Origin of the sequence: Streptomyces sp. NBC_00086 (assembly GCF_026343255.1) — a bacterium.
In the GTDB taxonomy this organism is placed as follows: domain Bacteria; phylum Actinomycetota; class Actinomycetes; order Streptomycetales; family Streptomycetaceae; genus Streptomyces.
This window is the reverse complement of record NZ_JAPELZ010000001.1, coordinates 3955666-3972670: the sequence shown is the minus strand read 5'-3', so window position 1 is coordinate 3972670 and position 17005 is coordinate 3955666. Positions and strand designations below refer to the sequence as shown.

Sequence of the window (17005 nt, the reverse complement as noted above, 5' to 3'; positions counted from 1 at the left end):
CCGCACCACCGGCCGGGGCGCCGGCGGTGCGGGTGCCCTGAGCAGGTGCTTCGTACGGGCGTGATCCGGCGTTCACAGGTGGATGGCAAGCTTGAAGCATGAACGATGCTGCCCCGGCGCCCACCCCCGCGCCCGCACCCCGTCGCGCCCGAGTCCGTGCCCCCGAGCTGATCGGCAAGGGGGGCTGGCTCAACACCGGTGGGAAGGATCTGACCCTCGCCGACCTGCGAGGTAAGTGCGTTGTTGTAGATTTTTGGACCTTCTGCTGTGTGAACTGCCTCCACGTCCTCGACGAGTTGCGCGAGCTGGAGGAGAAGCACCGCGACACCGTCGTGATCGTCGGGGTGCACTCGCCGAAGTTCGTGCACGAGGCCGAGCACTCCGCCGTCGTCGACGCCGTCGAGCGGTACGGGGTGCACCACCCCGTGCTCGACGATCCCGAGCTCGCGACCTGGAAGCAGTACGCGGTCCGCGCCTGGCCCACGCTCGTGGTGATCGACCCCGAGGGGTACGTCGTCGCGCAGCACGCCGGGGAGGGGCACGCGCACGCCATCGCGAAGCTCGTGGAGGAGCTGGAGGCCGAGCACGAGGCCAAGGGGACGCTGCGGCGCGGGGACGGGCCGTACGTGGCGCCCGAGCCGGTGGCGGGGGACCTGCGGTTCCCCGGGAAGGCGCTCGTGCTGCCCTCCGGGAACCTGCTCGTCTCCGATACGACCCGGCACCAGCTGGTGGAGCTGGCTCCCGACGGGGAGAGCGTCGTACGGCGCGTCGGCGGCGGGGAGCGGGGCTTCGGGCCGGAGGCCTTCAGCGAGCCCCAGGGGCTGGCGCTGCTGCCCGACGGGTCCGTGGTCGTCGCCGACACCGTCAATCACGCGCTGCGGCGCTTCGACCCCGTGACCGGGGCCGTGGAGACCGTCGCCGGGACCGGGCGGCAGTGGTGGCAGGGGACGCCGACCTCGGGGCCGGCCCTCGAAGTCGACCTGTCCTCGCCGTGGGACGTGGCCTGGTGGCAGGGCAAGGTGTGGATCGCCATGGCGGGCGTCCACCAGCTGTGGACCTGGGACCCGGAGAGCGGCACCGTGGAGGTCGCCGCCGGGACGACCAACGAGGGGCTGCACGACGGGCCGGCCGCCGAGGCCTGGTTCGCGCAGCCGTCCGGGCTCGCGGCCACGGAGGAGCGGCTGTGGATCGCCGACTCCGAGACGAGCTCGCTGAGGTACGTCGAGGCGGGAGAGGGCGGCGGCCATGACATCCGTACCGCCGTCGGCAGCGGGCTCTTCGACTTCGGGCACCGGGACGGCGACGCCGGCCAGGCGCTGCTCCAGCACCCGCTCGGCGTCACCGCGCTGCCCGACGGGTCGGTCGCGGTGTGCGACACGTACAACCACGCGCTGCGGCGCTACGACCCCGCCACCGGGCAGGTCACCACCCTCGCGACCGATCTGCGCGAGCCCAGCGACGCCGTGCTCGTCGGGGACGACATCGTGGTCGTGGAGTCGGCCCGGCACCGGCTGACCCGCCTGCGCCTTCCCGAGGAGGCCGTACGGGTCGACGCGGTCGCCCACCGCACGCAGCGGGCCGCCACCGAGGTGGCCCCCGGCACGCTGCGGCTCGACATCGTCTTCCAGGCGCCGTCCGGGCAGAAGCTCGACACCCGTTACGGGCCTTCGACCCGCCTGCTGGTCTCCTCGACGCCGCCCGAGCTGCTGACGGCGGGGGAGGGGGCCGGGACCGACCTGTTCCGGGAGCTCGCGCTGAACCCGGAGCTGACCGGGGGCGTCCTGCACGTCTCCGCGATGGCCGCGTCCTGCGACGACGACCCCGAGAACGAGTACCCCGCCTGCCACGTCCACCAGCAGGACTGGGGGGTCCCGGTCAGCATCACCCCCGGCGGCGCGACCCGACTGCCGCTGGTGCTCGCCGGGATGGACGCCTGAGCCTGCATCAGCACCGTGCCCGCCGGGGGATCTTCCCCGGCGGGCACGGTCACGACGCGGTGATGACGCGGTCTCAGTTCCCCAGGAACGCCAGCATCACGTTGGCCAGGAGGTACGGGTCGTCCGCGCCGCACAGTTCGCGCGCGCTGTGCATCGACAGGATGGCCACGCCGATGTCGACCGTCTGGATGCCGTGGCGGGCGGCGGTGATCGGGCCGATCGTCGTGCCGCACGGCATCGAGTTGTTGGAGACGAAGGTCTGCCACGGGACGCCGGCGCGCTCGCAGGCGTTCACGAACACCGCGCGGCCGCTGCCGTCGGTCGCGTAGCGCTGGTTGACGTTGACCTTGAGGATCGGGCCGCCGTTGGCGCGCGGGTGGTGCGAGGGGTCGTGCCGCTCCGCGTAGTTGGGGTGCACGGCGTGGCCGGTGTCCGAGGAGAGGCAGATCGCGCCGGCGAAGGCCCGCGCGCGGTCCTCGTAGGAGCCGCCGCGCGAGAAGACCGAACGTTCCAGCACGTTGCCCAGCAGGGGTCCGTCCGCGCCGGTGTCCGACTGTGAGCCGTTCTCCTCGTGGTCGAAGGCGGCCAGGACGGGGATGTGGTCGAGCTTGCCCGAGGTGGAGGCCGCGGCGAGGGCCGCGACGCCCGCGTGGACGGAGAGCAGGTTGTCCATGCGCGGGCCCGCGAGGAGCTCGCGGTCGCGGCCCAGGTAGGCCGGGGGCTCGATCGAATGGACCATCAGGTCCCAGCCGGCCACGGAGCCGCGCTCCAGGCCCTCCTCGTCCTCCAGGAAGGCGATCAAGTCGCCTTCGTGGACGTCGCCGAGGCCCCAGATCGGCTGCATGTGCCGCTGCTTGTCGAGCTTGAGCCCGTCGGTGTTCACCGACCGGTCCAGGTGCACGGCGAGTTGGGGCACGCGCATCAGCGCACGGTCGATGTTGACGAGCCGTTCGGTGCCGTCCAGCAGCGTGAGGCGTCCGGCCAGGCCCAGGTCGCGGTCGAGCCAGGTGTTGAGCAGGGTGCCGCCGTAGATCTCCACGGCGATCTGCCGCCAGCCCTGGGCGCCGGTGTCGGGCAGCGGCTTGACCCGCAGGTTGGGGGAGTCGGTGTGCGCGCCGATGATCCGGAACGGGGTGTGCGCGGCGGCGCCTTCGGGCACGTACCAGGCGATGATCGCGCCGCCGCGCAGTACGTACTTGCCTCCCGTGCTCGCGTCCCAAGCGTCGGTCTCGGCCAACTGCCTGAATCCGGCCTTCTCCAGCCGCTCGGCCGCGTTGGCCACGGCGTGGTACTGGGACGGACTCGCCGCCAGGAAGGTCATCAGGTCGTCGGTGTGGCCGCGGTCGAAGCGGGCGGCGGGAGAGCTCATGTAGTTCACCTTAACGACGGTCGTGTTCGTCATGGCCGGACTGCGGCGGATAGCCGGAGGAAGGGCCGCGGGGGGTGTGTCCCGGGCTCCCGGTGCTTGTCAGCCCGGCGGACGGTCGAAGCGGCGCTGCAACTGTCTGCGCTCGCCCCGGCGGATGCGCGGGAGCATTTCCGGGGTCTGCGCGGAGCGCTGCGCGCGCCTCTTGCGTCCGGCGCAGAAGATACAGGCCTCACCGGGAGGGGCGTCGGGGTCGATGGGTGCGCCGGGGTGCTCGGAGCAGCCCGAGGCGTTGCGCGGCCGCGACAGTTCGCGGGCCACGATGAAGGCGCGGTGCAGGTCGTCGGCCATCGCGACGAAGTCGTCGGGGGGCGAGGACAGGCTCAGGTGGAAGCGCCGCTCCTCGACCGTGCGCAGGCGGGTCTGCAGCGCCTGGAGCGTGTACGGGGGCTCGGGCACGGGATAGCCGAGCCTGCGCTGCTCCCCGGCGGGCGGGGTGGCGGCGGACGCGGCGCGGGCGCCCTGGGCGCGCAGTCCGAGGCGGCGCCGGTCGTTGCAGATCAGGCAGCGCCCCCAGCCCTCGGGCGCTTCGGGGTCCAGCGCGCCGTTGGGGTGTTCCGGACAGCCGGTGTAGCTCTTGGCGGGCGCGAGCCCGGCGGCGGTCTGGAAGGCGGTGTAGAGGGCGTCGGCCACCGATTCGTACTCGGTGGGGTGGGCGCCCTCGTAGAGCTCCTTGAGGTGGTCTCCGAGGCTGCCCACGGCGGACTGCAGCTCTTTGAGGGCATAGGGCCGCCCGGTCGGGACCGAGTACCCCCTGCTGCCGCGCTGCTGCTCCTGTGGACTCATACCCACGAGCGTCCCACGAACCACCGACATCCCGGGAACCCCGCAGCCCACAGGCGGTACGGGGCTGCGCGCCGGGTGTCCGATGCCGACCGCGCGCACGCCGACGGCCGGGCCCCCGTGCGGAGGACCCGGCCGACTGCGCGTACGTACACCGCGTACAGCTGGGGAGGAGGGGACCGGGCCTAGAAGGCGGCCTCGTCGAGCTCCATCAGGGTGTTGTCGACGGACTCGGCGAGCGCGCGGGCCACCGAGACGCCGGGCAGGATCTGGGAGGCGAAGAACTTCGCCGCCGCGATCTTGCCGGTGTAGAACGGCACGTCCTTGGCGGAGGCGGTCGGCAGCTTCTCGGCGGCCACGGCCGCGCCCTTGAGGAGCAGGTAGCCGACGACCACGTCACCGGACGCCATCAGCAGGCGGGTGGTGTTCTGGCCGACCTTGTAGATGTTCTTGACGTCCTCGCCGGTGGCGGTGAGGTCCACGATCATCTGGCCGACGATGGCCTCCAGGTCGACGGCCGCCTTGGCGAGCGCGTCGCGGGCCGGGGCGAGGTCCTCGCCGCCGGGGCCCTCGGCCAGGAACTTCTTGAACGTCTCGGAGAGGACGTTCAGGGCCGCGCCCTGGTCGCGGACGATCTTCCGGAAGAAGAAGTCCTGGCCCTGGATGGCCGTGGTGCCCTCGTAGAGGGTGTCGATCTTGGCGTCGCGGATGTACTGCTCGATCGGGTATTCCTGCAGGTAGCCCGAGCCGCCGAAGGTCTGGAGCGACTGTGCGAGCTGCTCGTAGGACTTCTCGGAGCCGTAGCCCTTCACGATCGGCAGGAGCAGGTCGTTCAGCCCGACCAGGGACGCGGTGTCCTCACCGGCGGCCTGCTTGAGCTGGATCTCGTCCTGGATCGAGGCGGTGTACAGCACCAGGGCGCGCATGCCCTCGGCGTACGCCTTCTGCGTCATGAGCGAGCGGCGCACGTCGGGGTGGTGCGTGATGGTGACCTTGGGGGCCGCCTTGTCCATGAACTCGGCCAGGTCCGGACCCTGCACGCGCTCCTTGGCGTACTCCAGCGCGTTCAGGTAGCCGGTCGACAGGGTCGCGATGGCCTTCGTGCCGACCATCATCCGGGCGAACTCGATGATCATGAACATCTGGCGGATGCCGTCGTGCTTGTCACCGATCAGCCAGCCCTTGGCGGGGTGCTGGTCGCCGAAGGTCATCTCGCACGTGTTGGAGGCCTTGAGGCCCATCTTGTGCTCGACGTTCGTCGCGTAGACGCCGTTGCGCTCGCCCAGCTCGCCGGTCTCCCAGTCGAAGTGGAACTTCGGGACCAGGAAGAGGGACAGGCCCTTGGTGCCCGGGCCGTGGCCCTCGGGGCGCGCGAGGACGTAGTGGAGGATGTTCTCCTCCATGTCGTGCTCGCCGGACGTGATGAAGCGCTTGACGCCCTCGATGTGCCAGGAGCCGTCGTCCTGCTGCACGGCCTTGGTGCGGCCGGCGCCGACGTCCGAGCCGGCGTCCGGCTCGGTGAGGACCATGGTGGAGCCCCAGCGCTTCTCGACGGCGAGCGCGGCGATCTTCTTCTGGACCTCGTTGCCCTCTTCGAAGAGGACGCCGGCGAACGCCGGGCCGGAGGAGTACATCCACACGGCCGGGTTCGCACCCAGGATCGTCTCGGCGAAGGCCCAGATCAGGGAGCGGGGCGAGGTGGTGCCGCCGATCTCCTCGGGCAGGCCCAGGCGCCAGTACTCGGAGTCCATGAAGGCCTTGTAGCTCTTCTTGAAGGACGCCGGGACGGGCGCGGTGTTCGTCGCCGGGTCGAAGACCGGCGGGTTGCGGTCGGCGTCCTCGAAGGAGGCGGCCAGCTCGTTCTCGGAGAGCTTGGCGATCTCGCTGAGGATCGTCTTGGCGGTCTCGGTGTCCATCTCACCGAACGGGCCAGTGCCGTACACGTTGTCGCGGCCGAGTACCTCGAAGAGGTTGAACTCGATGTCGCGGAGATTCGACTTGTAGTGCCCCATGGCGACGGCTCCGTTAAGGCTCGGTGAGAGTGGTTCCTCGTGCATACCAATCGGTAACGTAATGATGCTACCCGCCGGTAATAAGGGCAACCCTTCCGTGGCGACTGTGACCAGGGTCAAGTTCGAGCTCGCACCAGACGGTCTTGCTCCCGGGCCCCTGGACGACCCCCCACTGCAGCGCCAGCGCATCGAGCAGGGCCAGGCCGCGGCCGGATTCGTCGTCTCCCGTGGCCTCCCGCCGTACGGGCCATGCGTGCGGGTGGCTGTCGGTGAGCTCGACCCGCGTACGGGCTGCCCTTCCGGTGATCCGCAGCGTGACGGGCGTGCCGTGGCCCAGGTGGGCGAGGGCGTTGGTGAGGAGCTCGCTGACGCAGAGCTCGGCGGTGTGGCTCCCCAGGTGCTCCCGCACTGCGTGGCGGGCCAGGGGGATGGCGCCGGGGGTGACCAGGAGGCGGAGCGTGAGGTCGCTGTTCACCGGCCCGCCAGTGCTTCGGCCAGGCGCTGGGCCGTGGCCGGGTTGCAGTTGCCGAGGGCGATGAGGGGTGGACTCGCGTACCGCCCGGCGTAGGAGAGGAGGTGGAGGTCGAGGGAGGGGAGGACGATCCCGTGTCCCGCGAGTGCGGAGCGGAGGTTGTCCAGGGCCTGGGTCGCCTCGTGGTCGTGGGGGTGGTCGCTCATGGCGGAGCCGGCCTTTCGCAGCGGGGAGTGACGAACTGCTCACAGGCTGGCGTGGTCCGGCGTAGCTTGGGAAGGGATTTCCGTCCACAGCGCGAAGTGTGGAAAGCAGGCTCTGACGGTGGGTACGAGCAAGGACATTGACGGCTCGGCGAGCGTCCCGGCGTTCTACGGCAAGGAGTTGCGCTGGCGCCGGGAGGCGGCGGGGCTCACGCTTCAGCAGACCGTCGACGGCAGCTTCTACGGGGCCAGTTACTTGAGCGAGATCGAGCGCGGTCAGCGACGCATGCCGGTGGATCTGGCGCAGCATGTTGATCAGGTGCTGCGGACGGACGGCTTCTTCGCGCGCTGCTGCGAGGACGTTCGTAACGCGAAGCAGGGTGCGCACGCCGGGTATTTCGCACCGGTAGCGGAAGCCGAGCTGCGGGCGCAGACGATTGAGGAGTGGTGCAACGCGCTCATTCCGGGGCTGCTCCAGACCGAGGCGTACGCTCGCGCGGTCATTCACGCCACCCATCCGTTGGACCTCCCGGAGGAAGTGGACGCGAAGATCAGCATGCGCTTGCGACGGTCCAAGCTCTTCGACGAACCGAAGAGGCCGGAGTACTGGGCTGTCCTGCACGAGTCGCTGGTGCGGAATCCGCTTCTCCCGCCAGCCGAGATGGCCGAGCAGCTGGACCAGATCGCTGCCCTGGCGAGGCGAAGGCGCATCGTTCCACAGATCCTTCTGTGGAACGCGCCGACCCGGCCCTTCATGGAGCTGTCGCTCATGTTCATGGAATTCGATGACGAGCCGCCGCTGATGTACACGGAGGGGCCGTATCACGGCCAGACGGTCGACGATCCGGCCCTCGTGAAGCACTACCGCAAGGCATACGATCGGCTCAGGGCCGCCGCACTGCCGCCGGAGGCGTCCCTCGCGATGATCGAGGATGCGGCTGAGGACTACCGAAATGGCAAGCACCAACGCTGACTTGCGTACGGCCAACTGGCGCAAGAGCAGCTACAGCAACGGCGACGGCGGTAACTGCGTCGAGGTCGCTGACGGGCTCACCGGACTCGTCCCCGTCCGGGACTCCAAGGTGCAGGGCGGCCCCGTCCTCATGATCGGAGCCACCGCCTGGGCGGGCTTCGTTACGGGGCTGAAGTCCCACTGACCGGAACTCGTCGTCCCGGCGGGCCACGCCCTCGGTAGGCTTCGGGCCATGTACGGCTATGACCAGAACGTGAGCGCGGGGCAGCAGGGCGGCTACGCCCAGCCCCAGCAGGGCTACGCGCAGCAGCAGCCTCAGCAGCCGCTGTACCCCGAGCCCTCGCCGCCCTCCCTCGCGGACGCGGTACGCGCCTTCACGACCGGGTCGCTGTCCGCCGAGGACTTCCAGCAGATCTTCGCCTCCTCGAAGGTCTACTGCCCGCGCGGCGACACCCCGGGATTCCTCGCGCTGCACAACACCCAGCAGCCGGTCATCCCGATGTTCACCACGCTCAAGGAGCTGCGCCGGTACGCCGGCAAGGAGTCCAAGTACTTCGTGATCACCGGCGCCGAGGTGATCGACCTGCTGCCCACCGGCTACGGCTTCGTCCTCGACATGGAGGGCGACCACCGGATGGTCTTCGACGCGAAGGCGGTCGAGCAGATGGTCGACTTCGCCATGCGCCGCATGTACGGCTAGGCAGGCACACACGGCCGGGGGGCTCACATGCTGCGCGTGCACTTCGAGGCCGAGGACCTGCTCAACGTCACCTTCGCGAGCGAGCCCCTGCCCCTGGTGGAGCTGGCCCTCGCGCTGGTGGCCGCGCAGCGTACGGACCAGCAGGCGGTTTTCGGACGTTGGCGGAGCCTCGCCGCGCGGGAGCTGCCGGGCCGGGTGCGGCCGCTGTTCGACCTCCTGCGCCCCGACGGCGACAACCCGCACTTCGTGGAGCCGTACGCGCGCAGCCTGGAGGAGGGCCTCACCGTCATCCGGGACCGGGTCCCCTTCCTCACGCCGCAGGGGCTGGCCCGCGCCGCCGTACGGGCGCCCGGGTCCCCGTCCTGGCTGCGCGCCCTGTGGGGGCAGGACCGGGAGGCCTGGGACCAGCTCGACTCCGCGATCCGCTCCGCGTACGACGTCCTGATAGCCCCGCACTGGCCGCGCATCCGGCAGTCCTTCCAGGCGGACGTGGCCTGGCGGACCCGGCTGCTGGCCGCGCACGGGATCAAGGCCTGCCTGGCGAGCACGCACCCGGCGGCCGACTGGTCGGGCCTGGTCTTCGAGGTGGGCCGGCCGCCGGACTACGAGGTCCGGCTCGGCGGGCGGGGACTCGTCCTCATGCCCTCGCCGTTCTGGACGGGCCGGCCGCTGCTGGACGACCACCCGGACGGGACGTACGTACTCCTCTACCCGGCGCTGACCCCCCTGCCGCTGGTCTCCCCGGACCGGGCGGAAGGCGCACTGGACGCGCTGCTGGGGCGGACCCGTGCGGCCGTGCTCCAGCTGCTGATCCAGCAGCGGACCACCTCCGAGCTGGCCCGCGACCTCGACATCAGCCTCCCGTCGGTCTCGGAGCACACCCGCACCCTGCGCGCGGCGGGCCTGATCACCACGGCACGGGACGGCAAGGCGGTCCTGCACTCGGCGACGGCCCTGGGCGTGGACCTCCTCCACAGCGGCGGCTGAGCGCAGGTTTCGGCGCTGCCCGAAAGGATCGCGGCGGCGGCCGGGACTCCCGAACATCGGTGCTGCGGGGGGAATCCCGCTCCTACTGACAAGGGGACTGTGATGGCACGTACGTCCTTACGCACGAAGCTCGCGGCAGTGGCGGCCACGGGGGTGATGGCGCTGGGCACGGGGGTCCTGGCGGCATCGCCGGCCGAGGCGTCGGCGGCGGCCGACTGCCCGTACACCTACTTCTGTGCCTGGGAGGGGCCGAACTTCACCGGGGCCTACGTCAAGATGTGGCAGTGCAGCGACGTGCGGGCCATCCCTTGGTGGTCGACCAACGGCTCGTGGATCAACAACCAGACGTCGGGCACGCGTGCGCGGTTCATCCTGACCAACGGGTCGAGCGTGCACACGTACGGCGCCTACTACGCGGTGAGCGGCGGCATCAACTGGGGGACGGTCGCCCAGATCGACCCCTGCTAGTCGCCCGGCCCTGCGCCCGCCACGCCCGTCCCGCCGCAGCACGCGGCCGGGGCGGGCGTCGCCGTGTTTCAGGAGCGGTGGCGGAGCCGCCAGAAGACCGCGGCCGCCGCGGTCAGCGCGAGGGCGAGGGCGCCGTACGTCCACAGGAGGGCGAGGTCGGGGCGGTGGGCCAGGGAGGTGCGGACGCCCCCGAAGGCCAGGGCGCCGACCGCCTGGGCGGCGCCGTCCACGCCCTGGAACCCCGTCGACCAGCGCAGCAGCAGGCAGCAGGCCAGACAGAGGGCGCCCCAGGTGGCGAGGTAGGGCCAGGGCGAGCCGGGGAGCGGTTCCAGCGGGAGGCCGGTGGCCGCCCACCGGTAGGAGGAGTACCCGACGGCCACGACCGCGGCCGTGACGGCGGCGGACCAGCCCAGCGCGGCGAGCGCGGCCCGCGGGTTCCCGTGCCCGGTGTCCGCCGCCTCCGCGCTGGGCTGCGCGCCGTCGGCCTCGTGCGTCGGGGTGGTCACTGATCGGGCTCCTGTCATGCGGTGGGCGTCGGTCCGTACGTAACGATCATGAGGACGCCCGTCCGGGGCCTGTGGTTGTCCCGGGACGCCGAGCGCAGGTTTCGGCGGTACCCGAAAGGATCGCGGCAGCGGCCGGGACTCCCGAACATCAGTGCTGCGGGGGGAATCCCGCTCCTACTGACAAGGGGACTGTGATGGCACGTACGTCCTTACGCACGAAGCTCGCGGCAGTGGCGGCCACGGGGGTGATGGCGCTGGGTACGGGGGTCCTGGCGGCGAGCCCGGCGCAGGCGTCGGAAGGCACCGTCTACGGGTGCCTCTCCGGCGAGGCGTGCATCTGGCCGCAGGACTCGCCGGCGGCGGGAGTCGCGCCGACCCACCACTTCTCGCGGGCGGGAAGCTACAACCTCAGCGGCCAGGAGGGGTGGCACTGGGTCTTGAACAACCAGACCAAGAACTGGAAGTTCAAGCTGTGTACCGGCTGGAAGGGCGGGGGCACCTGTACCTCGATGCCCATCGACGAGTTCGTGCCCGTGGATCTGCACCCGATCAACTCGGTGGTCATTTCGGAGTGACGTGACAGCACTACGGGGGCGGAGCGGGCCGGGGGATCCTCCTCCGGCCCGCTCCGGCGTTCCGCGCACGGTGAGGGGTCGTACCCACGCGGAGGCCCTAGTGCCGTGGCCCGACGCCGCGCCCCGGCAAGCCTTTCCGGTCACGGCACTAGGCGGCACGTTCGGTGGCGGCCGGAGCGTCGACGGGCCGGGCCTGCAGCAGCCGCCGGCTCCGGGCGTCTCCGGAAGCCTTGTGCAGGCTGTACCCGCCGGGCTTGTGCGCCTCCTCGGCCAGGTGCTTGACGATGACCTTGCAGACGGTCTCCTTGATCTTCGCGCCCAGGCGGCCGTCGATGTGGACCCCCACCGCGATGTCGGACCGGTTGCCGAACTGGAAGATGCCGGCGCGGCGGCCCAGGCTGATGCACTGGGCGCCGAACGACTGGCTGAGGGTCTCGGGCTGCTCGTCACCGAGCCGGGCCAGGACCGTGTCCGCGGCCCGCGCTCCCAGCGGCATCGCGGCCTGGCAGCTCATCCGCAGCGGCAGGCCCGACGGAGCCGCCGAGTCACCCGCCGCCAGGATCCGTACGTCGTCCACGCTGGTCAGCGTCTCGTCAGTGAGGAGGCGGCCCAGGGCGTCGGTGCTCAGCCCGCTGCGCGCGGCCAGGTCCGGGACGCTGAATCCGGCGGTCCAGATGGTGACCCGGCTGGGCAGCTCGCGGCCGTCGGCGAGGCGTACGGCATCGCGGGTCACCGCCGTCACCTTCGTGTCCGGGCCTTCGACCACGGTCACGCCGAGCGCCGCCAGCCGCCCGGCCACCGAGCGCCGGCCGCGCGCGTGGAGGTACGGGCCCAGCACTCCGCCGCAGACCAGGGTCACGGCCCGGCCCTGCTCGGCCAGTTCGGCGGCGGTCTCGATGCCGGTCGGACCGGCCCCGACCACCGTCACCGCGGCCGTCGAGGGCGAGGCGTCGAGGACCGGGCGCAGCCGCTGCGCGTCCTCGAAGGTGGCGATCGGGTGGGCGAACTCGGCCGCTCCGGGCACCAGCAGGTCGGCGCTGCCGCTGCCGACCGCGTAGACGAGGTAGTCGTAAGGGATCGCGTCGCCGGAGGCCAGCAGCACGCTGCGCCCGGCCGCGTCGATCAGGGTCACGGAGTCGACGACCAGGCCGACGCCCTCGGCCAGCACCTCCCGGTACTCCACGACCGCCGCGTCGGACCCGCCCACCAGCTGGTGCAGGCGGACCCGGTGGACGAAGGTGGAACGAGGGTTGATGAGCGTCACCGTCACGTCGGCGCGCTGCGTCAGGCGGTTGGCCGCCATGACACCGGCGTATCCGCCACCGATGACGACAACAGCAGTGTTCCGAGTGTTCTCAGCCATGGTGTCTCTCCTCCGCTTCAGGGGTTCGGCCTTAAGACACCGCGTGATCCACCCCTGTGACAACTTGTGACCCAGGTCACTTTGCGGGCCCACCGTCGGGACGGATCCGGGCCCGGCCGCCGGGGTGGAGCGGCCCGGGAATGCCGTGGGCGGGCCGGCTGTTCTGTCGGGTGGCAGAAAGTTCGGGTTTCAACTAAACTCGACGCCAGAAGGAGGTTCCGACCATGCCTGCAGTGACTGTGGAGAACCCGTTGACGCTCCCGCGCGTCGGGGAGCCGGCCCAGGAGACGACCGCCCGCAAGGTGCTGGCCGTCACGACCGCCCCGGGTGGCTTCGAGGGTGAGGGATTCCCGGTGCGCCGTGCGTTCGCCGGGATCAACTACCAGTACCTCGACCCGTTCATCATGATGGACCAGATGGGTGAGGTGGAGTACGCACCGGGCGAGCCGAAGGGGACCCCTTGGCACCCCCACCGCGGCTTCGAGACCGTCACCTACCTGATCGACGGAACCTTCGTCCACCAGGACAGCAACGGCGGCGGCGGAGTCATCAACGGCGGCGACACGCAGTGGATGACAGCCGGTAGCGGCCTGCTGCACATCGAGGCGCCGCCGGAGTCGCTCGTGGTGTCCGGCGGGCTGTTCCACGGCCTGCAGCTGTGGGTGAACCTCCCCGCCTCCGACAAGATGATGCCCCCGCGCTACCAGGACATCGGCGGCGGCCAGGTCCAGCTGCTCTCCACCCCGGACGGCGGCGCCCTGCTCCGCGTGATCGCCGGTGAGCTGGACGGTCACCAGGGCCCCGGCATCACCCACACCCCGATCACGATGATCCACGCGACGGTCGCACCCGGCGCGCAGATCACCCTCCCGTGGCGCGAGGACTTCAACGCCCTGGCGTACGTACTGGCCGGGCGCGGCTCGGTCGGCGAGGACCGGCGGCCCATCCACACCGGGCAGACCGCGGTCTTCGGCGAGGGCGGCTCGTTGACCCTGCGGGCCGACGAGGGTCAGGACTCCAATGCCCCCGCGCTGGAGATCGTCCTGCTCGGCGGGCAGCCGATCCGGGAGCCGATGGCGCACTACGGGCCGTTCGTGATGAACAGCAAGCACGAGCTGCAGCAGGCGTTCGACGACTTCCAGGCGGGCCGGCTGGGCCGCATCCCCACCACCGCGCGCACCGGCCTCGGCCACCGCGGCACGGGCGAGGCGGACGCCGAGTAGGAGGCAGCGGGCCCCGTCCGGGGCCCGGTCTCGCAGTACGTCACCGGCCGGCCGGGCGCGAGCCCGGACCGGCCGGACGTCGTTCGCGCGCCGTTGGCGCGCCGGGCGGGGCCGGCGGTCGGGCCGGCGGTCGGGCCGGCGTCGGCATTCGCCCGCAGGGGTGGTCCGGGAGCCGCTAGGGTCGGCAGCCCACGAGGTCACCCCGGCAGCGAAGAGCGGGGTTAGGGGAGGGAATCTCGTTGAGCGGCGGACAGAAGAATCTGGCTGATCACCCTTTCATCGTCATCGTCGTTTTCATCTTCACCGTTCTCGGCGGACTGGTCGCCGTCAAGGAGCTGCTGGCCTCGGACGCCCCGCCGCCCGCGGCGTCCGGACAGCCCCCGGCGCAGGCCTCGTTGCAGCCCTCGTCGCGTCCGAACGGCTCGGTGTCGCCCGACGCCGGCAGTGCCACGCGCGTGCCGCCTGTCGTGCAGGAGACGGAGCGGTCCGGGACCGACCAGGGCACCACGCCGTCGCGGCGGCCCGCTTCCGAGCCCGAGAACTCGCGGCCGGTGAACCCGCCCTCCGCGCCTGCCGCGCGGCAATCCCCGCAGCACACCGGCCCCTTGACCGTTCGCATCCTGATGGGGTCGAGCGGCAAGATCGGGCCGAACGTCTGGCGGGCCCGGTCCACGCCCGGCGCCAACACCGAGGTCTACGACGCGACGGGTCGCCTGGACACCAGCTGCTACGTGCAGTGGACGCTCAAGCGCGCCGGCGAGGTGGTCAAGCTCCACAGCAGCGGCCGTTGCCGGCCGCCGAGCATCACCCTCTTCAACTTTGACGACAGCCTCAGGGAAGTCGGCACCTACACGCTGCAGGCCGACGTCACCACCGACTGGGGTCAGAGCGGAAGCAAGACCATCGAGTTCGAGGTGGCCGCGGGCTAGGCGGTCTCAGGCGCCCGCCCCCAGCAGCTGGATCAGCCGCGAGCTGCTGTCGGCGCCGAAGCCCGCGGCGACGCCGCGGCGGTACAGGTCGGCGTGCGCGGTCAGGATCCCGGTGTCCACACCGGAGTCGGCCGCGGTGTGCAGGGTGTGCTCCACGCTGGCCGCGCACATGGCGAGGCGCGCGTACGTGCCCTCGTGCGCGTCCGCGTCGATCAGCGGGGCGGAGCCCTCGTAGAAGCCGCGCATGGTGTCGGCGGTGTAGCCGGCGTACGGCACGATGTCCGCGGCCGTCAGGCCGTTGGCCCGGGCCACGGCGAGGGCCTGGTACCAGCCGGTGTACGCGGTCCAGAACATGATCATGTTGAGCTGGTAGTAGAGCTGCGCGTACCCGGCGTCGGCGCCCCGGTAGTCCGTGGCGGCGAGCACGTCGAGCGCCGCGCGGTGCTCCGCGTAGACCTCCTCCGGGCCGCTGACGAAGACGGACGAGCCCTCCCGGCCGATGCCGGTGGGCGGGACGTTGACCCCGCCCGTGAGGTACGAGGCCCCGCGCTCCTGCGCCCAGCGGGCGGCCGCCCGGGCCTTGTCGGGCACGTCGGAGGACAGGTTGGCCAGGACCCGGCCGTCGAGGTCGGCGTCGGCCAGGGCCGTGTACATGGCGTCCACGTCGATGAGGCTGAGCACGGTCAGCCCGCTCGCGGCGACCGCCTCGGCGGCGTCGCCGGCCCGCCGCGCGCCGCGGGCCACGAGCTCGGTGTCCTTGCCGGGGCTGCGGTTCCAGACGGTGACCTCGTACCCCGCGTCCAGGTACGCGGCGGCCATGGCCCTGCCCATGGGGCCGAGTCCGATGACGGTGACCTGGTTCGTGTCGTGCTTCGCGCCGTGCTTCGCGTCCTGGTGGGTGACCTGGTTCATCGCAGAGCTCTCCTCGCCTCGGATCGATGCCTGCTTCTCTAGAACGAACGCTCTATCCAGCGCTCGGAACGAACGTAGCACGCACTAGAACGAACGCTCTATCTAGTTCTCGGGGTAGGGTTTTCTCCATGGCGGCAGCAGCAGAGGCGAAGACGGCAGCGGCGACGACGGCGACGACGGCGACGACAGCGACGGCAGCGGTGGCGGACGGGCTCGGGACGCGGGAGCGGCTCGTCCGCACCGCCTCGCGCCTCCTCCAGCACGGCGGGTACGAGAACACGCCGGTCAAGCAGCTCGTCCGCGAGGCGCAGGCCACCCTCGGCTCGCTGTACCACTTCTTCCCCGGAGGCAAGCTGGAGCTCGCGGTCGCCGCGATCCACTTCGGCGACGAGGAGTTCGCCGAGGCCCTCCGCTTCGGGCTGTCCACGCACGCGGACCCGGCGCGTGCCGTGGAGGCCGTGGCCGAGCTGCTCGCCGAGGCGCTCGAGGCATCCGACTGGCGCGACGGCTGCCCCGTGACGACCACGGCGCTGGAATCGGTCGGCCGCCTGCCGGAACTCCAGGAGGCCTGCGCCCAGGCCTTCGCGAACTGGCAGCAGCTCGTCGCCGCGAAGCTCCTGGCCTGCGGCCACCCGGAGGCGGAGGCCCGCGAGCTGGCGGTCACCGTGATCAACACCCTGGAGGGCGCCGAGATGACCTCCCAGGTCACCCGCAGCCGCACCCCCCTCCTCCTGGCGGGCCGGCACCTGTCGCGCCTGATCTCCTCGTACGCCACCGGAACCGCGCCGGGACGATCGGCCTGATCATCAGGACCTTCGGCGGGCGACGGCGCCGACCGGGGGCTGTTGGCTTATCCGAGCCATACACGTACAGCCGATCAGCCCAGCGGAAGAGCCCGAGTTGAACACCGAACAGCCTCCCCACCCCCCGACGCACCCCGCCGGCCCGTACCCCGTGGGGCCCGGCGGTACGTACGCCCCGGCCTCGCAGGAGATGCCGCGTGCGGTGAAATCCGCGCGGATCGCGCTGTTCGCCGGGGCGGGCCTGAACTTCGTGATCGGGCTCTCCGTCCTGGTGCTCACCTTCGCCGGGACGGTCGCTGACGAGACCGGCGAGGCGGGGCTCACCGACGGGGCCCTCCTGATCGTCGCTCTGATCACCCTGCTCACGGGCGTCGTGTGCCTGGTGATCGGCCTCAAGTTCCGCAAGGGCGGGAACGGCGTCCGCATCGCCGCCATCGTCATCGCGGCACTCATCGGCGCGAACTCCCTGTTCGGGCTGATCTCCGGAGACGGGACGTCCGGGCCGAGCTTCGTCTTCACCGCCGTCGTCCTGTCCTGCTGCCTGAAGAAGGAGAGCGCGGCCTGGTTCCGGCGGCCCCGCGCGTCGGCTTCGGCCCCTCCCCGGACGTCACGGCCCTGATCGGCTTCGCCGACCTGAACCGGAGCCTGGGGCGGGCGGTCACGGCCCGCGTCCTGGATGCGAGGAGGCCGACCGGCTCCAGAGGCTGACACACCGTCGGTCCCGGTCCCGGTC

Annotated in this window: 19 protein-coding genes; 11 read left to right on the top strand and 8 right to left on the bottom strand. The window is 71.3% G+C overall.

Annotated elements, in window-relative coordinates:
* Positions 1–98 precede the first annotated feature (98 nt).
* Complete coding sequence (locus OG276_RS17725; RefSeq protein ID WP_266906625.1) at positions 99–1937, top strand: NHL domain-containing thioredoxin family protein; 1839 nt, start codon at positions 99–101, stop codon at positions 1935–1937.
* Positions 1938–2010: 73 nt separating this feature from the next.
* Here the strand turns inward: OG276_RS17725 and OG276_RS17720 are convergent, their stop codons facing one another.
* The 5 genes from OG276_RS17720 to OG276_RS17700 all read right to left on the bottom strand — a co-directional run bounded on the left by OG276_RS17720 (position 2011) and on the right by OG276_RS17700 (position 6836).
* The gene (locus OG276_RS17720; RefSeq protein ID WP_266906623.1) at positions 2011–3306 is read right to left on the bottom strand and encodes a M18 family aminopeptidase; all 1296 of its coding nucleotides are present in this window, start codon (positions 3304–3306) and stop codon (positions 2011–2013) included.
* Positions 3307–3405: 99 nt separating this feature from the next.
* Complete coding sequence (locus OG276_RS17715) at positions 3406–4149, bottom strand: hypothetical protein (RefSeq protein ID WP_266906621.1); 744 nt, start codon at positions 4147–4149, stop codon at positions 3406–3408.
* A gap of 182 nt (positions 4150–4331) precedes the next feature.
* Positions 4332–6158 carry an acyl-CoA dehydrogenase gene (locus tag OG276_RS17710; RefSeq protein WP_266906619.1) on the bottom strand — a complete coding sequence of 609 codons (1827 nt, stop codon included), beginning with the start codon at positions 6156–6158 and terminating at the stop codon, positions 4332–4334.
* Between the two features lie 67 nt (positions 6159–6225).
* Entirely contained in the window at positions 6226–6633 is a 408-nt protein-coding gene (locus tag OG276_RS17705; RefSeq protein ID WP_266906617.1) for an ATP-binding protein, read from the bottom strand.
* Positions 6630–6836, bottom strand: coding sequence for a hypothetical protein (locus OG276_RS17700; protein ID WP_266906615.1), 207 nt, complete (start codon positions 6834–6836; stop codon positions 6630–6632). The genes OG276_RS17705 and OG276_RS17700 overlap by 4 nt, the downstream gene beginning before the upstream one ends.
* A gap of 118 nt (positions 6837–6954) precedes the next feature.
* On the opposite strand from OG276_RS17700, the gene OG276_RS17695 reads away from it, so the two are divergent.
* From OG276_RS17695 to OG276_RS17675, 5 genes are all read left to right on the top strand, one after another.
* Positions 6955–7806: a helix-turn-helix transcriptional regulator gene (locus OG276_RS17695; protein ID WP_266906613.1), complete on the top strand. Its 852-nt coding sequence runs from the start codon at positions 6955–6957 to the stop codon at positions 7804–7806.
* Entirely contained in the window at positions 7787–7990 is a 204-nt protein-coding gene (locus OG276_RS17690) for a DUF397 domain-containing protein (protein WP_266906611.1), read from the top strand. Before OG276_RS17695 ends, OG276_RS17690 begins: the two co-directional genes overlap by 20 nt.
* 48 nt (positions 7991–8038) lie before the next feature.
* Positions 8039–8506 (top strand): SseB family protein, encoded by a 468-nt coding sequence (locus OG276_RS17685; protein ID WP_243330916.1) that lies wholly within the window; start codon positions 8039–8041, stop codon positions 8504–8506.
* A 27-nt stretch (positions 8507–8533) separates the two neighbouring features.
* Positions 8534–9493 carry a helix-turn-helix domain-containing protein gene (locus OG276_RS17680; RefSeq protein WP_266906605.1) on the top strand — a complete coding sequence of 320 codons (960 nt, stop codon included), beginning with the start codon at positions 8534–8536 and terminating at the stop codon, positions 9491–9493.
* A 102-nt stretch (positions 9494–9595) separates the two neighbouring features.
* Entirely contained in the window at positions 9596–9961 is a 366-nt protein-coding gene (locus OG276_RS17675; protein ID WP_266906603.1) for a peptidase inhibitor family I36 protein, read from the top strand.
* 68 nt (positions 9962–10029) lie between these two features.
* Here the strand turns inward: OG276_RS17675 and OG276_RS17670 are convergent, their stop codons facing one another.
* A complete protein-coding gene (locus OG276_RS17670) occupies positions 10030–10467 on the bottom strand; it encodes a hypothetical protein (RefSeq protein ID WP_266906601.1) in 438 nt (145 codons plus the stop codon).
* 194 nt (positions 10468–10661) lie between these two features.
* Between OG276_RS17670 and OG276_RS17665 the strand changes: the two genes are divergently transcribed.
* Positions 10662–11042, top strand: coding sequence for a hypothetical protein (locus tag OG276_RS17665; RefSeq protein WP_266906599.1), 381 nt, complete (start codon positions 10662–10664; stop codon positions 11040–11042).
* A 148-nt stretch (positions 11043–11190) separates the two neighbouring features.
* Here OG276_RS17665 and OG276_RS17660 read toward each other — a convergent pair whose 3' ends face one another.
* Entirely contained in the window at positions 11191–12405 is a 1215-nt protein-coding gene (locus OG276_RS17660) for an NAD(P)/FAD-dependent oxidoreductase (RefSeq protein WP_266906597.1), read from the bottom strand.
* Positions 12406–12629: 224 nt separating this feature from the next.
* Here OG276_RS17660 and OG276_RS17655 point away from each other — a divergent pair, with 224 nt between their 5' ends.
* Both OG276_RS17655 and OG276_RS17650 read left to right on the top strand, forming a co-directional pair.
* Complete coding sequence (locus tag OG276_RS17655; RefSeq protein WP_266906595.1) at positions 12630–13628, top strand: pirin family protein; 999 nt, start codon at positions 12630–12632, stop codon at positions 13626–13628.
* A gap of 239 nt (positions 13629–13867) precedes the next feature.
* A complete protein-coding gene (locus OG276_RS17650; protein ID WP_266906593.1) occupies positions 13868–14557 on the top strand; it encodes a hypothetical protein in 690 nt (229 codons plus the stop codon).
* 6 nt (positions 14558–14563) lie between these two features.
* On the opposite strand, the gene OG276_RS17645 is transcribed toward OG276_RS17650, so the two are convergent.
* Entirely contained in the window at positions 14564–15469 is a 906-nt protein-coding gene (locus OG276_RS17645) for an NAD(P)-dependent oxidoreductase (protein ID WP_266906591.1), read from the bottom strand.
* 128 nt (positions 15470–15597) lie between these two features.
* On the opposite strand from OG276_RS17645, the gene OG276_RS17640 reads away from it, so the two are divergent.
* Both OG276_RS17640 and OG276_RS17635 read left to right on the top strand, forming a co-directional pair.
* A complete protein-coding gene (locus tag OG276_RS17640; RefSeq protein ID WP_266906589.1) occupies positions 15598–16272 on the top strand; it encodes a TetR/AcrR family transcriptional regulator in 675 nt (224 codons plus the stop codon).
* Positions 16273–16369: 97 nt separating this feature from the next.
* The gene (locus tag OG276_RS17635; RefSeq protein ID WP_266906587.1) at positions 16370–16891 is read left to right on the top strand and encodes a hypothetical protein; all 522 of its coding nucleotides are present in this window, start codon (positions 16370–16372) and stop codon (positions 16889–16891) included.
* Positions 16892–17005: the final 114 nt, after the last annotated feature.